General features: G+C 70.9%; 19 protein-coding genes. 6 read left to right on the top strand and 13 right to left on the bottom strand.

Annotated elements, in window-relative coordinates; all coding sequences use genetic code 11:
• Window positions 1-74: 74 nt before the first annotated feature.
• Together AB0K28_RS50660 and AB0K28_RS50655 are read left to right on the top strand one after the other, a co-directional pair.
• On the top strand, window positions 75-332 hold the full coding sequence (locus AB0K28_RS50660) for a hypothetical protein (protein ID WP_345406700.1): 258 nt from the start codon (window positions 75-77) through the stop codon (window positions 330-332).
• Window positions 329-1672, top strand: coding sequence for a M28 family peptidase (locus AB0K28_RS50655; protein ID WP_364385573.1), 1344 nt, complete (start codon window positions 329-331; stop codon window positions 1670-1672). The genes AB0K28_RS50660 and AB0K28_RS50655 overlap by 4 nt, the downstream gene beginning before the upstream one ends.
• Window positions 1673-1707: 35 nt before the next feature.
• On the opposite strand, the gene AB0K28_RS50650 is transcribed toward AB0K28_RS50655, so the two are convergent.
• Window positions 1708-1971 (bottom strand): hypothetical protein, encoded by a 264-nt coding sequence (locus tag AB0K28_RS50650; RefSeq protein ID WP_364385570.1) that lies wholly within the window; start codon window positions 1969-1971, stop codon window positions 1708-1710.
• A 232-nt stretch (window positions 1972-2203) separates the two neighbouring features.
• On the opposite strand from AB0K28_RS50650, the gene AB0K28_RS50645 reads away from it, so the two are divergent.
• Window positions 2204-3010: a hypothetical protein gene (locus AB0K28_RS50645; RefSeq protein WP_364385567.1), complete on the top strand. Its 807-nt coding sequence runs from the start codon at window positions 2204-2206 to the stop codon at window positions 3008-3010.
• A gap of 57 nt (window positions 3011-3067) precedes the next feature.
• On the opposite strand, the gene AB0K28_RS50640 is transcribed toward AB0K28_RS50645, so the two are convergent.
• From AB0K28_RS50640 to AB0K28_RS50605, 8 genes are all read right to left on the bottom strand, one after another.
• Window positions 3068-3463, bottom strand: a complete 396-nt coding sequence (locus tag AB0K28_RS50640) for an arsenate reductase ArsC (RefSeq protein WP_364385564.1) — start codon at window positions 3461-3463, stop codon at window positions 3068-3070.
• Window positions 3456-4544: an ACR3 family arsenite efflux transporter gene (gene arsB / locus AB0K28_RS50635; RefSeq protein WP_364385561.1), complete on the bottom strand. Its 1089-nt coding sequence runs from the start codon at window positions 4542-4544 to the stop codon at window positions 3456-3458. The genes AB0K28_RS50640 and arsB overlap by 8 nt, the downstream gene beginning before the upstream one ends.
• A complete protein-coding gene (locus AB0K28_RS50630; RefSeq protein ID WP_345409874.1) occupies window positions 4544-4948 on the bottom strand; it encodes a metalloregulator ArsR/SmtB family transcription factor in 405 nt (134 codons plus the stop codon). The genes arsB and AB0K28_RS50630 overlap by 1 nt, the downstream gene beginning before the upstream one ends.
• 89 nt (window positions 4949-5037) lie before the next feature.
• On the bottom strand, window positions 5038-5691 hold the full coding sequence (locus tag AB0K28_RS50625) for an arsenate reductase ArsC (RefSeq protein WP_364385558.1): 654 nt from the start codon (window positions 5689-5691) through the stop codon (window positions 5038-5040).
• 115 nt (window positions 5692-5806) lie between these two features.
• Complete coding sequence (locus tag AB0K28_RS50620) at window positions 5807-5929, bottom strand: hypothetical protein (protein ID WP_345406670.1); 123 nt, start codon at window positions 5927-5929, stop codon at window positions 5807-5809.
• A gap of 113 nt (window positions 5930-6042) precedes the next feature.
• Window positions 6043-6552, bottom strand: a complete 510-nt coding sequence (locus tag AB0K28_RS50615) for a hypothetical protein (RefSeq protein WP_364385555.1) — start codon at window positions 6550-6552, stop codon at window positions 6043-6045.
• A 74-nt stretch (window positions 6553-6626) separates the two neighbouring features.
• A complete protein-coding gene (locus AB0K28_RS50610; protein WP_364385552.1) occupies window positions 6627-7028 on the bottom strand; it encodes an ATP-binding cassette domain-containing protein in 402 nt (133 codons plus the stop codon).
• A gap of 38 nt (window positions 7029-7066) precedes the next feature.
• On the bottom strand, window positions 7067-8167 hold the full coding sequence (locus AB0K28_RS50605; protein WP_345406660.1) for an alpha/beta fold hydrolase: 1101 nt from the start codon (window positions 8165-8167) through the stop codon (window positions 7067-7069).
• Between the two features lie 236 nt (window positions 8168-8403).
• On the opposite strand from AB0K28_RS50605, the gene AB0K28_RS50600 reads away from it, so the two are divergent.
• Both AB0K28_RS50600 and AB0K28_RS50595 read left to right on the top strand, forming a co-directional pair.
• On the top strand, window positions 8404-8529 hold the full coding sequence (locus AB0K28_RS50600) for a hypothetical protein (RefSeq protein ID WP_345406657.1): 126 nt from the start codon (window positions 8404-8406) through the stop codon (window positions 8527-8529).
• Entirely contained in the window at window positions 8520-8840 is a 321-nt protein-coding gene (locus AB0K28_RS50595) for a site-specific integrase (RefSeq protein WP_345409873.1), read from the top strand. The genes AB0K28_RS50600 and AB0K28_RS50595 overlap by 10 nt, the downstream gene beginning before the upstream one ends.
• Here the strand turns inward: AB0K28_RS50595 and AB0K28_RS50590 are convergent.
• The 4 genes from AB0K28_RS50590 to AB0K28_RS50575 form a co-directional block, all read right to left on the bottom strand.
• On the bottom strand, window positions 8801-9448 hold the full coding sequence (locus AB0K28_RS50590) for a response regulator transcription factor (RefSeq protein WP_345406653.1): 648 nt from the start codon (window positions 9446-9448) through the stop codon (window positions 8801-8803). The genes AB0K28_RS50595 and AB0K28_RS50590 overlap by 40 nt on opposite strands.
• On the bottom strand, window positions 9445-10773 hold the full coding sequence (locus tag AB0K28_RS50585) for a histidine kinase (RefSeq protein ID WP_364385547.1): 1329 nt from the start codon (window positions 10771-10773) through the stop codon (window positions 9445-9447). The genes AB0K28_RS50590 and AB0K28_RS50585 overlap by 4 nt, the downstream gene beginning before the upstream one ends.
• Window positions 10774-10783: 10 nt before the next feature.
• A complete protein-coding gene (locus AB0K28_RS50580; RefSeq protein WP_364385544.1) occupies window positions 10784-12226 on the bottom strand; it encodes an alpha/beta fold hydrolase in 1443 nt (480 codons plus the stop codon).
• A gap of 334 nt (window positions 12227-12560) precedes the next feature.
• Window positions 12561-12785, bottom strand: coding sequence for a hypothetical protein (locus AB0K28_RS50575; protein ID WP_364385541.1), 225 nt, complete (start codon window positions 12783-12785; stop codon window positions 12561-12563).
• A 171-nt stretch (window positions 12786-12956) separates the two neighbouring features.
• Between AB0K28_RS50575 and AB0K28_RS50570 the strand changes: the two genes are divergently transcribed.
• Window positions 12957-13463: a DUF4158 domain-containing protein gene (locus tag AB0K28_RS50570; protein ID WP_364385538.1), complete on the top strand. Its 507-nt coding sequence runs from the start codon at window positions 12957-12959 to the stop codon at window positions 13461-13463.
• Window positions 13464-13554 lie beyond the last annotated feature (91 nt).

Here is a 13554-nt window from a genome sequence, read left to right as displayed (position 1 = left end):
TAGCGATTGCTTAGACATCCATCTAATTATGAATGCTGGGTGGGCGATCCACTCTGCCCGGCAGGGAGACCACGATGACGAATCAGACCAGCGGCGGCTTCCTCGGCGACCTGGACGAGGCCTTCACCCCGCCCGCCGCCGGAGGCTGCTGCGGCTCCCCTTCCTCCGTGGGCGAGCCGTCCGACGCCGCCGGGCAGGCCGCCGCGGGGACGGCCTGCTGCGGCAGCCCCGCCGCCGCGACCCAGGCCGCCCAGAGCGGTTGCTGCGGCCAGGCCCCCGCTCAGGCCGCTCCCCAGGCCGGTGTTCAGGGCGCGTCCGGGTGCTGCGGATGACCAGCACAGCATCCGGCCTCGGCCAGGGTGGGCCTGATCTGGCCGCCCTGGCCGAGGCGGTGTCGGCCACCCGCATGCAGGCCACGGTGCGCGAGCTGGCCGGTGACCGCTATGCCGGGCGGCGCGTGGGCAGATCCGGCGGCCGCGCCGCCGCGACCTGGCTCGCCGCGCAGCTCGGCGAACTGGGCGCCCAGGTGCAGGTGTCGGAGTTCGACGTCGCCGGCGTCCGCGAGCTGTACGCCACGCCCATGCTCGCATGGCGCGGCACCGGGCAGACACAGCACCTGGAGCACCGCCGTGACTTCGTCGAGCACCTGGCCTCCGCCGAACTGCCACACCCGCGCACCGCCCTGCTGACCACGGTCCCCGAGACCGACTCCGGATCCGGCTCGGAGACCGGCTCGGAGACCAGCCTGCGCGGCCGATGGGTGCTGGCCGACGCCACCACCTGGGGGCGAGCGTGTGAGCTGGCCGAGGCGCAGGGCGCGGCCGGAGTGCTGACCGTACGCGGCACCGACACCGACGGCTGGATGCCCAAGATGATCGCCGGCCCGCCTGCTCGCGCGGTGCCCATCATCGCCGTGCGTCCTGAGGTCCACGGGCACCTGGCCGAAGCGCTGCATGGTGGCCCGGTTCAGGTGACCGGCTCGATGCCGTTGCGGCAAGTCGCCACCCGGGGTTGCAACGTCTACGCCCGTTTTCCCCGCAAGGAGACCGACAGCCACCAAGGTAGTGCCGGTCACGGCGACGGGCCCGTCGGCGGGCCCGTCGGCGGGAACGCGGGGCCGCGGGTGTTGCTAAGCGCGCACTACGACGGCGTGGGCGACGATCCCGACCGGCGCCTGCCCGCGGCCGCGGACAACGCCTCCGGAGTGGCCGCGGTCCTGGAGGCCGCCTGCGTGCTGACCGCCGCTCCGCCGCCCGGGGCACTGGAGCTAACGGTGGCCTTCCTGGACGCCGAAGAGGCGGGCGCGTGGGGCTCGGCCCACCACGCCCCCACCCTGCCGCCGGACACACTCGTGATCAACCTCGACGGTGCCGCGCACCTGCACCAGGCCGCCGCCGTCGAAGCGGGCGGCCCCGCCCACGCCCTGCTCGCCACCCTGGACCAGGCCGCCCGCCTGACCGGCGTGCCCTTGCGGGCGGGCGCGATGGCCTCCGACAACCGCCGCTACGCCGCCGCCGGCCTGGCCGCGATCGGCATCGGTATGGGCATGCCCGGCTACCAGACCCCCGCCGAAACGCCCGACCGCGTCCAGCCGGACACCCTGGTGGCAGCGGCTCAGCTGTTGGTGGCCACCGTGTGGCTCCTGGCGCCCTCGATCGCCTCAGCATGGTGACGGGCGTGCACGGCGCCGTGGTGTGAGCGGGATCGTCATGGACGTGCGTCGGCCTCCGGCGACGGGGCGGACGCCTCCACCGGCGATCCGGGCGTCGGCTGCGGGCCGGGCGAGGGCTGGACGGGCGAAGGCACCGTCGCCGGCGGCGTCCCGACAGGCGGCTCGGCGGGCTCGCCTGCTACGCGACGGGCAAGCTGGCGGCGCGCCAGCGTGATGGCGGCGTACAGGCCGGCCGCGGCGGAGGCCTCCTGCAGGAGGCCGGTGAGCAGGTCGAGAATCTGCATGACGTTCTTTCTCATGAAGGCGAGCACGCCGTCAGGCGGCCCGCGGCGCGTACGGGAATTGCTCCTCAGCACAGCGGCAACCGAGGGTGACCAGCCAGATCAGGGGCAGGCGCAGACCGAAGTGACGCCGGGGCCGATCGTCCGGGCCGCCCCGGCGGGCCGACCCCGCATCGGCGGCCATTTGGGGCCAGGGGTGTCTACGCTGTGATTCCCGGGCGGGCGGGCGGGCGTCGGCGCCGTCGGCGAGATGGAGGAGCGTGCGCTCGTGAAAGATGTCGCATCGGCCAGCGCCTTAGCCAAGCAGGACGGGCCACTGGCCGATCCCGAGCAGGTGCGGACCCTTCAGCAGCTCGCTCAAGCACTGAGCCTGCTGCTCGCCGGCTCGGGACTGTCGATGCGGCAGGTGGCGAGCCGCACCAAGCACGACCCGGCGCCGGTGGCACGCGAGACCGGCGGAAAGATGCTGCGGGGCGAGCGCCTTGCCAGCAAGGCCGTCACGCTGGCGCTGGTGACCCACCTGGGCGTTGCGGTGCCAGACCTTGCGGCCTGGGAACGCGCCTGGCAGCGGGCCTTCCTGGACGAGGGCGGAGTACGCACCGCGCCACCGCGGGGGCAGATGGCCGAGCTGCGCGAGCTCGTCACCGAGCTCCGCGAGACCGTCCAGGCTCAGCAGGACAAGCTGAGCAGGCTGAGTGACCAACTGGCCGATCTTCAACGCTCCCCGGCCGGCGCCGCTCCTGCTGCGGCGAGTGCGGCGAGGTTGTCGCTGACGCTTCAGATGCAGATGGAACAGGCCGCGGCCCAGGTAGCGCGGCAAACCGTCGCCGAGCTGGCGACTGACCTGGTGCGCCGACATCCGAAGCTGGAGGTGGATCTGCTGGTCTTCATGCAGGAGATCGCCCGGGTTGCGGCGCGGGGCTACCTCAAGGAACTGGCTGCCGAGGTGGCGCGGCGCAACCCGAACCTTGAGATGGATCTGCTGCTTGTGATGCAGGAGGCGGTCGCCCCGACGGGGCGTGAGGTGGTCCGGGAGATCGCCCGAGGCATCACCTGACGGCATCCACCCGGCGGCGCGGGACCGGACGCCACGCGCCGCCCTGGCCTGATGCGGCTACAGCTGCGTGATCAGCTTCTCGATGCGGGCGCGGATGTCGTCCCGGATCGTGCGGACGGCCTCGATGTCCTGCCCGGCCGGGTCGTCGAGTTTCCAGTCCTCGTAGCGTTTGCCGGGGAAGATCGGGCAGGCGTCGCCGCAGCCCATGGTGATGACCACGTCGCTGGCCTCGACCGCGTCGACGGTGAGGACCTTGGGCTGGGCGGCGGTGATGTCGATGCCGACCTCGTGCATCGCCTCGATGGCGGCGGGGTTGACCTGATCGGCCGGGGCCGATCCGGCCGAGCGGACTTCGATCCGGCCTGCGGCCAGGTGGGTCAGCCAGCCGGCGGCCATCTGCGAGCGGCCGGCGTTGTGGACGCAGACGAACAGGACGGACGGTTTGTCAGCCACGGGCGGGCTCCTCTGCGGTGAACAGGCGGCGGCCGGCCAGGCTGACGTAGACCAGGGCGACCAGGACGGGAACTTCGATGAGCGGGCCGACCACGCCGGCCAGGGCTTGGCCGGAGGTGACGCCGAAGACGCCGACCGCGACCGCGATGGCCAGTTCGAAGTTGTTGCCGGCGGCGGTGAAGGCGAGCGTGGTCGTCTTGTCGTAGGGCAGGCCGATCGCCCGGCCTGTGAGGAAGCCGCCGCTCCACATGAGGGCGAAGTAGGCCAGCAGCGGCAGGGCGATGCGGGCCACGTCCGCGGGCTGGGAGGTGATGGTGTGGCCTTGCAGGGCGAACAGGATCACGATCGTGAACAGCAGCCCGTACAGGGCGATCGGGCTGATGCGCGGCAGGAAGCGCTGCTCGTACCAGGCTCTGCCCTTGGCGCGTTCGCCGAGCTTGCGTGAGGCGTAGCCCGCGAGCAGCGGGATGCCGAGGAAGACGAGCACGTAGAAGGCGATGTCGAAGGCCGAGACGTCGAGCGCGGCCTGCGGCAGGCCGAGCCAGCCGGGCAGCACCTGCAGGTAGAACCAGCCCAGCGCGCCGAAGGCGATCACCTGGAAGATGGAGTTGAGCGCGACCAGGACGGCGGCTGCCTCCCGGTCCCCGCAGGCCAGGTCGTTCCAGATGAGCACCATGGCGATGCAGCGGGCGAGCCCGACGATGATCAGGCCGGTGCGGTACTCGGGCAGGTCGGGCAGGAAGCTCCAGGCCAGGGCGAACATCAGCGCCGGGCCGAGCACCCAGTTGAGCAGCAGCGACGCGAGGAGCAGGCGGCGGTCGCCGGTGACGCTGCCGAGCCGGTCGTAGCGGACCTTGGCCAGCACCGGGTACATCATCAGCAGCAGACCGAGCGCGATCGGCAGTGAGATCTCACCGACCCTGACCGCCTCCAGCGCGGCGTCCAGGCCGGGCACCCATCGCCCGAGCAGCAGCCCCGCGCCCATGGCGGCGATGATCCACACCGGCAGGAACCGATCCAGCACCGACAGAGCACCGATCACGCCGGCCGGCGCCGCGACCTGCGCGGGTTGCGCCGACATCACCGCGGCACCGCCGCTGCAGCGGCCGGCAGGCCGGCGGGCCCAGTGGCAGGCCCACCGGTGGACCCACTGGCGGGCAGGGTCAGCAGCGCCGACAGCTCGCCCAGTGTCTCGGGCACCAGGCGGTAGTACACCCAGGAGGCGCGCCGCTCGGAGGTCAGCAACCCCACCTCCTTGAGCACCTTCAGGTGGTGGCTGATGGTCGGCTGGGACAGCTCGAACGCGTCGGTGATGTCGCACACGCACACCTCACCGCCCGCGCGACTGGCCACGATCGACAGGATCCGCAGCCGCACCGGATCACCCAGCGCCTTGAACACCCGGGCTACCGCCGCGGCCTGTTCGGCGTCGAGCGGCTCGCGGGTCAGCGGCGGGCTGCACTCCAGGATCTCCAGCAGTTCCATCCACTGCCCTTCCATATAGACATTCATCGAAATAGGTATGTGTCTATATTGACATGTGTCTCTGCCTGCTGGGAACAGAGAGGATGCTCTCAGCCGGCCGGGACGCCGATGTCGGCCAGCAGGGCGCGGACCCGGCGCTCGATGTCGTCGCGGATCGGGCGGATCTGCTCCGGTGTCTTGCCTTCCGGGTCGTCCAGGTCCCAGTCCAGGTAGCGCTTGCCCGGGTAGACCGGGCAGGCGTCGCCGCAGCCCATGGTGACCACCACGTCGGCGGCCTGAACGATCTCGCTGGTCCACGGCTTGGGGAACTCGCCGGTGATGTCGATGCCGCGCTCGTGCATCACCTCCACAACGGCCGGGTTGATCAGCTCGCCCGGCTCGGTGCCGCCGGACCAGCCGAGGGCGCGTTCGCCGGCCAGGCGGGCGAAGAAGCCGAGCGCCATCTGCGAGCGGCCGGCGTTATGCACGCACAGGAACAGCACGATCGGCACGCCGCTGGAGTCCTTGCCCTCGATGCGGGCCAGCGCGCGCAGCCGCTGGCGGGCGAACCGCTCGGCCAGCAGCGGCAGGTAGTTGGCGATGACGGCGCGGCCGGCGAACTGGTCGTAGCTGGCGTGCAGGAAGCGCTCGATGGTCTCGGTGCCGAAGGTGCCGGCGAACTCGGTGGCGAGCGTGCGGGCTGCGGTGAGCAGGGCGTGCTGCTGGTCGACGGTCAGATCAGCGTGGCGGTAGATGCTGTCCATGAAGGGCTTCGGCTGCGTCGCTCATATCGACGGCTGTCGATTTCGATATGCATCGATATTGGCAGCCGTCGATGTCAGGTAGGTGAACGCCAGTCGAACAGCGATCCTTGCGGTCTCAGGCTCCAGTCACAGCGCTGCGGCGTTCGATCAGCATCACGTCACGCCAGACGCCGTGGTGGCGCCCGATGCGCTCGCGGGTGCCCACCACCCGGAAACCGAGCTCCTCCTGCAGGGACAAGCTCGCGGACGGGACGACACCGCAGAAGCCGCCACCCAGCCGAGCACCTCGCCGCAGTCGCCATCGGTCGCCACGTACCGCAGATGCGGCAACCGGCTCGCGGTGAAGCCCTCTCAGCTGGGCGCGGTGGTCTCGAAGCTGGCATGGCGGGTGTCCAGCCCGGCCTGATAGATCGCCAGCACCTGCTCGGCGTCGCTGTCGCGCATCGGCCGGATCTCCAGGCCGGGCCCGATGGCGGGCTTGACGGCTTGGACGATGGCTGAGTGGCCGGTCGCGGCCCACAGCAGGGCCGCCAGCGCGATGGACGGCAGGCCAAACAGCAGCGCCCACGCCGCCATCCGCCCGTGCAGGTCGGCCTTGAGGGCGCCCGGTGTGGTGAGGAGCTGCCACAGGGCGGTGCCGTCCAGGGCGTAGGTGTTGATCGCGACCATCGCGCCGAACACGGCTGCCGCTGGGCCTACCAGGGGCAGCGCCCACCTCCAGTCGGTGAAGGCGATGATGAGCACCATCAGCAGTGGTGTCAGCCAGGCGCTGCGCAACTCGACTCCGCGCGCCAGGTCACGTCGCCAGGTGGCCAGCTCTCGCGAGACGACTGCGGCCACCTGCGGTGTCGCGAACGGCAAGGACAGCCCACGTCCCGGTACGACGGGCCGCCGCGCGCTTGCCCGGCGAGGAGGCCGGCGCAGGGCGCGAGCTGTCAGCGCGATCCAGCACAGCTGCAACAGAGCGCCAAGGTCAGCAGTGCCACCAGCGGCAGCAGGACCGGTGCCGTCCCGGCGGCGTCGCGGGCGGCGAGCGCCGCGCCGTACCCCCAACCGGAGCGCTGGATCTCGGTGGCGGTCAGCCGCTCTGGCAGGGGCAGCCCGTCCATCATGATGCCGAGCTGGGCGAGGGCGGCTTCCCTGTCGGTCCGCAGGTCGTGAGCGGCGATCTTGATGGAGCCAGAGGTCGGCTCCCGCAGCCCGCACACGGCCATCAGCATGGTGGTCTTGCCCGCACCGTTGGGGCCCACGGTGCCGTAGAACATCCCCGCCGGGATGCTCAGGCTGAGCCGATCGACGGCGAGCACGGCGCCAGAGCGCTGGGTCAGGTCCGCCACTTCGATGGCGGGGAGGCAGGGATCTTGCAGCAGATTCCTTACCCGGCTGTGTGCGTGAGGATCGCGTCGGCCAGCTCCTGGTGGGTCTCCAGCGGCAGCGTGTGCCCCATGCCTGCCACGATCGTCAGCCGCGCCCCCGGGATCTGTTCGGCGATGATGGCGCCGTGACCCGGTTTGACCGGTTCGTGGCTGCCCTCGATGACCAGCGTGGGCGCCTTCACCCGGTGGAGCACGCCCACCGGCTCGAAGTCGGGGCCGGCCGCTGCGGCCAGCCGGTGGTTGGCCACCGCCGACAGGTCGCGGGCCCGGTCGTAGATGCGCTCCTGCAGCCGGCGCGCCGTGTCCTCGTCGAACGGCAGCCCGGTGCCGTGCAGCACGCGCTGCTCGGCGATCATGCCGTCGATCAGCGCGCGCCGATCCTGCGGCGGCGGGGCGGCCATCAGCGCGCGAAAGAATTCCACGAACTCCGGCGCCGGCTCCGGCAGGCTTCCCTCGGGCTGCGGCTGCTCAGTCAGGGCCCGCATGAGCACCTGGCCCTCACCGCCGCCGAGTGGAGAGGAGGCGATGACGGTCAGCGAGCGCACCCGCTCCGGCGCCTCCACGGCGATGAGCTGGCCGAGCAGCCCGCCCGCCGAGTGGCCCACCAGGTGCGCGCTGTCCAAGCCGTGGGCGTCCATCACACGGTAGACGTCGTTCTTGATGTCGTCCCAGGTGTACGGCTCGGCCGCGAAGTCGACGGTGTCCGACATGCCGGTGTCACGGTGGTCGTAGCGGATCACCCTGCGGCCTCCGGCGGTCAGCCGGCCGACGAACTCGTCCGGCCACAGGATGCCCTGCGACATCGAACCCATGATCAACAGGATTGGCGCGTCGGTCTCGGCGCCGAACTCTTCACTCCAGATGGTCACATCTTGCATGTCTCCCAGCATGCCGTCCCTGGTTACCGGCGCCTTCCGTAGAACTACTGGTGACGCCGAATCCGTACGGGAGCCGATGCCCGGCTTCGGAGAACCCTCGTACAGGTGGTGCTCGACCGTACGCGAGCTCAGGAAGAGCTGGGCGGCGATCTGCTTGCTCGACAACCCCTGCGTGATCAGGCCCGCGATGCGCGATTCCTGCGGGGCCAGCGCGTCGAGCACGCTGGGGCGGGCCCTGCCGGCGCCACGACCGTCTGGGCGTAAGGCGTCGACACAACGGCCACGAGACCTACCTGGCGGCTGGGGACATCTTCGGGAGCGCAGGGCCGCCGACTGACCATCCGGCCGGGCTGCGCGCTCCGGCGGCCCGGCCTCGCCCTCGCCGTCCGGGGCGGGGCCGGGGACCGCGATCAAGTCTTCCAAGCGCGGCCGATGCCGGCAGGGGGAATCGTCGCATCGTGGCGGTGGTGAGCTTCCGCTCGAACAGCGCCTCAGCCGCGCCGGCCAGCCGCTATCGAGGCGATTGTGACGGTGTCGCCCATATCCTCGCCGACCTGCAGAACTACCTGGAGTTCTGCTGCTGACGGCCGGTCGACGGCTGGACGATCCCACCACGGCACACGTCCTGCGCCACACGCTCGCCACCACTCTGGTCCGCGGCAAGACCGACCTGGTCTTGGTCGCCGAGATCCTTGGCCACGCCCGCCTGGAGACCACCCGCCGATACAGCCCGCCCGCCGACAAGGACAAGGAGGACGTCCTCAAAATTGATCACGGTTGGCCGCTGACCGCCTACCTGCCTGCGGAAACGGGCGTCAAGATCGACTCATGGCCGGTTTTACCCATATCTGGCTTTCACCTCTCCTCATCCGCGGGCACCAAGCCTGAGCGGTAAGCATGGATCGCGGCCTGGACACGCGTGCGCACACCGATCTTGGACAGGACACGCGACACGTGGATCTTGACCGTGCCTGCGGCGATACGCAGCTCGGCAGCGATCTCGGCGTTGGATCGCCCCAGCGCGACCAGGCGGAGGACCTCCGTTTCCCGGAGCGTCAGCGCCGGGCTCTGGCCTCGCACCGGTGGGGTGGCGAAGCGCCGCACCAGCCTGCGGGTGACCTGCGGGTCGATCAGGCCCTGACCTCGGTGGGCCGCGCGTATCGCCGTGAGATAGAGGTCGGGGTCGCCGTCCTTGAGCAGGAAGCCCACGGCGCCCGCTTCGAGTGCCCCGAAGAGGTAGTCGTCGGTGTCGAACGTGGTCAGCGCGATGATCGGGCAGTCCGGGGTCCGGGCGGTCAGCCGCCGGATGGCCGTGATCCCGTCGGTGCCCGGCATGCGCAGATCGGTGAGGATCACGTCCGGCTGGTGCTCGCGCGCCATGGTGATCAGCTCGGCACCGTCACGTGCGGCTCCGAGGAAGGCGATGCCGGGCTCGGGGCTGAGCAACTGCCGCAGGCCCTCGCGGGCGAGCTGCTGGTCGTCGGCGATCAGGAGCCGGATCACGGGGCCACCTGCCGGGCCGGACGGCTGTACGCGACGGGCATCGTGGCGGGCATCGTGGCGGGCATCGTGGCGGGCATCGTGGCGGGGGCGGGTTCCGCGCCGTCGGCCGTCACCGCCGGTCTGTGTCCGTCACGCGCCTTCGGGGGAAGCACGGGCAGGCTGGCGCGCACCCGCCAGCCGGTCCTACCGTGCGGGCCGGCGTGGCAGTGCCCTGCGAGCGCCGCCACCCGCTCGCGCATGCCCGCCAGGCCCTGCCCTCCGCCGCTGAGGGCACCGTCGGCGACCGGCGGCCGGGGCGGGCCGGGGTCGTCGATGGTGACGACGACCCGGCTGCTGACCGCACGGACCGTGACCGAGGCCCGCGCGGCCGTGGAGTGCCGCGCCACGTTGGTCAGCGCCTCCTGCACGATCCGATAGGCGCAGCCCGCGGTTCCGGGGTGCACAGCCCCCTCAAGACGGGGATCGACCTCCAGCGTGACGGCCAGTTCCGGCCCGCCGCTGCGCTGCACCAGAGCGGGCAGGTCGGCGAGGCCCTTGCCGTGGGCGTGGTCCTCGCGGTCCGGGCGCACCAAGGTCGCGAGCAGGGCCCGGATCTCGGCCAGCGCCTCGGCCGACAGGCCGGCGATCCCGGCCAGCGCCCGGTCGGCCTCGCAGTCGTGACCGGCCAGTGCCCGCCGGGCACCGACCGCCTGAAGCCTGATCGCGCTGAGGTGATGACCGACGACGTCATGAACCTCCCGGGCGATCCGCGCGGCCTCCTGCGAGCGGGCCTGCTCCTCCCGGGCGTGCTGCAGCCGCGCGGCCTGCACGGCGCGGTCGGCCCGTAACCGCAGCGCGTACCCGGCGGCGACCGGCATCGCGCCGGCCGCCGCGTGGACAGGCACGGTGGCGAGGTCCGGCACGGACGCGCCCCCGAGCCCCGCCGTCACCGCCCAGGCGACCGAGCCGATCAGCAGGACCGAGCGCAGCCGATGGCGGTGGTAGGCCGCCGAGGCGACGATCAGGCCCAGGACCCAGATCCCGGCGTCGCGCTCCAGCGCGAGGCCGAGCACGAGCATCACCATCGCGGACGCGGCCACTGCCGTCAGCGGCAGCCGCCTGCGCAGCGCCAGTGGCGCGCAGACGGCCAGAATCGGTGCCGCCCACGCCGCCGCCGCGCCGACATCGGTGATCTCGGCAAGCGAGCCCCGCCGCCATTCGTCCAGTGCCGAGACCGTCAGCGCGAGGATCGCCACCGCGCCGGCGAGCAGGGCGTCGCGGCCCATGAGCGGCATACGACGCCAGAAGCCGGTCAGAAAGGGGTGGAAAGCCGCTGGTCGTCTCACTTGATCAGTATCACGCCGGTCGGGCGGGGCACGTGGTACCGGGCGCGGGCAGCTTGCCGTCGATCAGGTACCGGTCCACGTGTCCGATCACGCAGGGGTCTCCGGCGTTGAGGTACCGGCCGTGGCCGACGCCGTCGTACTTGATGGTGACCGAGCCGGGGACCTGGTCGGTGATGGCGCGGACGGAGGGATACTCGTAGACCGGGCCGATGCCGAGCAGCGGCGGAAGCTCGCCGGCCGGCAGCGGCGCCGGCGGGTTGGCGGCCTTGGCCGCCCACGGCGAGCAGGCGAGCCAGCCGTTCTCCCGCATGCCGGAGAAGTTCGGCGACAGCTTGATGGAGCGCCGCACCGCGGCACGATAGGCGCGATAGCCGTCGTAGCGGAACCCGTCGGCGCAGCTGACCGCGAGCATGGCGGTGATCCGCGGGGGTAGGCCGCGGCCTTGGGGGTCGAAGCCGGACGCGTCGCCCTTGGCGGCGCCCGCAATCGCCTTGGCCAGCGCGGGCCACTCCGCCGTGCCGTCGACCAGGCCGTAGGCCAGGAACTTCAGGTCATCTCCGTCGTAGCGGCGCTCACCGGCGGCCGCGGCACCGGGCAAGGGACGACGCTCGGCCCGCCGCACGATGGCCTGCCAGATCTTCTCCACGTTCGTGCCGCGCAGAACGCAGTCGGAGGAGCCGGCGCACCAGCGGACGAACCGCTTGAACCCTGCCTCCAGGCCCTCATATTGCAGCCGCTCCGACTTCGCCAACGGGTCCACGTGATCGGGCACGCTGTCCACCGCCACCGCGCGCAGCCGCTTCGGGAACAGCCGCGCATAGGAGGCCCCGAGCACACCGCCGTAGGAGTTGCCGAGGAAGGAGATCTTCTCCTCGCCCAGGGCGGCGCGAATGGCCTCCATGTCGCGGGCCTGGGTGGCGGAGTCCAGGTTGGCGAACAGCTCGGGCACGGCGTCCCGGCAGGCAGCGATCCCGGCGGTGTTCGCCTTGAGCGCCTGATCGTACTCGCGCCGACTGTCCGGAGTGGCGAAGGCGGGACCGGCCGCGCACGATGCCAGCGGGATGTGCTCACCGCTCACCCCGCCCCGCGGGTTCCAGGTGACGACGTCCATCCGGGTACGCAGACCGGCGAAGTGGGGCAGCCGCCGGGACAACTCCTGAACGCCGGCGCCACCGGGGCCTCCGGGGCTGAACAGGACGGTGCCTGCGGCCGCCGCACCGGTCGCCGGCGCCCTGCCCACGGTGAGGGTGATCGTCTTACCGCCGGGTCTCGACCAGTCGACGGGCACGCGCAACGTCGCGCACTGCAGCTCGGCCGAGATCTTCCCCTCGCAGGCGGACCAGGCCAGGGGCGGCGCCGGCGTTCGGCTGGATGAGGCGGAGGCTGCTGGAACGTACGCTCCCATCGCGATCACCAGGGGCAAGGCGAGCACAGCCGATCGTGGCCAGGTCATCGAATCCTCCAACGGGATGGTGCGGCGAGCGCCGCAGACGACCTCAGAGACTAGGCACGCCGATCTCCCGCCACATCTGCCACAGGACATACTGACGACCCGCGACGCACGCTGCGTGCGTACAGGTCACTTCGCGCCTCCGTGCGGACAGTTCCGAAGGCCGACATCCGCAGCCAGGACGACGGCGGGTCGGTCGGCACTCAGGTGTACGGCGTGCATGAGACTTCGGACATTCGCGCAGGCGACTTCGAACGCCGACAGACACAGACGATCATGGAAGGTCTCGGTTTCCCATTCCGGGACCTTTCAGGGATGTAGGCGACGGCCCAGGTCATCACAGGACCGGGGTGGTGACGGGTTCGAAGGAGCGCAGTGGCCGGTAGCCGGTGGCATCCAATTCGGCCAGTTCGGTATCGATCTCGAGGCTGATGGTGCCGAAGAAGTCGACGGTTTCACTGCGGGCCGGGGAGATGTGGGCCGACGCTTCGTCGTTGACGTAGCGGCCCTCGGCTCGCAGCGCGGCCACCGCCCGTCCCAGGTAGTCGCTGGTCCAGGTCACAACCGCGTTGGTGGCCCGGCACTCGGGTCGCCGTCACCAGGGGCAAAGTAGCTCTGCGTAATCGTGGTTCGAGTGGCTCGCGGGAATGGAAGCCAGCTTGAGACGGGGCAATGTAACTGAACGTTGCGTCTCAGGTCCGCTACGTCGCGATCACGGCTCGGCTTCGGGCTGATGCTGAAGTTCTTCGAGCTGGAAGCGAGGTTCCCTCGCCGGGAGGACGTGCCGCGCCCGGCGGTGGAGTTCATGGCGGGGCAGGTGAAGGTCGACGCGCAGCTGTTCGCCGTCTACGACTGGTCCGGACGGACCATCAAGAACCACCGAGCGCAAATCCGGGAGTTCCACGGCTTCCGTGAGCCGACGGTAGGCGATGAGGACAAGCTCGCCGACTGGCTGGCCACCAAAATCTGCCCGGTGGAGATGTCGCGGGATCGACTGCGCGGCGCGCTGCCGCGCAGACAAGATCGAACCGCCGAAGACTACCCGGATCGAACGCATGCTAGGCGCGGCCGAGGCGATGTTCGAGCGGAACTTCACCGCCACGACCATGGAGCGTTTGTCGTTCGAGTCGGTCGGCAAGCTAGAAGAGGTGATCGTCGCCGAAGCTTCCTCGGCCGGCGTCCAGGCCGTCGGAGAGGAGGCCCCGGGAGACGGGCAGGCTCAGATCACCAATGGCGCTAGGTCGTGTTTCATAAGGCATTGAGCCACTGGTTGATCGCAGCGATGATGACGACGGCTTCGTAGCGTACGGCGAGCTTGTCGTAACGGGTCG

Origin of the sequence: Nonomuraea sp. NPDC049504 (assembly GCF_040676845.1) — a bacterium.
GTDB lineage: Bacteria > Actinomycetota > Actinomycetes > Streptosporangiales > Streptosporangiaceae > Nonomuraea > Nonomuraea salmonea.
Note: the sequence above shows the minus strand (reverse complement) of the source record. Positions and strands in the feature narration are given on the sequence as shown.

What these genes read in the sequence shown, in the direction of transcription:
- AB0K28_RS50660 (WP_345406700.1), top strand. Translation starts at nt 75, where the DNA reads ATGACGAATCAGACCAGCGGCGGCTTCCTCGGCGACCTGGACGAGGCC.
- AB0K28_RS50645 (WP_364385567.1), top strand. Translation starts at nt 2,204, where the DNA reads ATGGAGGAGCGTGCGCTCGTGAAAGATGTCGCATCGGCCAGCGCCTTA.
- AB0K28_RS50650 (WP_364385570.1), bottom strand. Translation starts at nt 1,971, where the DNA reads ATGAGAAAGAACGTCATGCAGATTCTCGACCTGCTCACCGGCCTCCTG.
- AB0K28_RS50625 (WP_364385558.1), bottom strand. Translation starts at nt 5,691, where the DNA reads ATGGACAGCATCTACCGCCACGCTGATCTGACCGTCGACCAGCAGCAC.
- AB0K28_RS50570 (WP_364385538.1), top strand. Translation starts at nt 12,957, where the DNA reads ATGCTGAAGTTCTTCGAGCTGGAAGCGAGGTTCCCTCGCCGGGAGGAC.
- arsB (WP_364385561.1), bottom strand. Translation starts at nt 4,544, where the DNA reads ATGTCGGCGCAACCCGCGCAGGTCGCGGCGCCGGCCGGCGTGATCGGT.
- AB0K28_RS50630 (WP_345409874.1), bottom strand. Translation starts at nt 4,948, where the DNA reads ATGGAACTGCTGGAGATCCTGGAGTGCAGCCCGCCGCTGACCCGCGAG.
- AB0K28_RS50655 (WP_364385573.1), top strand. Translation starts at nt 329, where the DNA reads ATGACCAGCACAGCATCCGGCCTCGGCCAGGGTGGGCCTGATCTGGCC.
- AB0K28_RS50580 (WP_364385544.1), bottom strand. Translation starts at nt 12,226, where the DNA reads ATGACCTGGCCACGATCGGCTGTGCTCGCCTTGCCCCTGGTGATCGCG.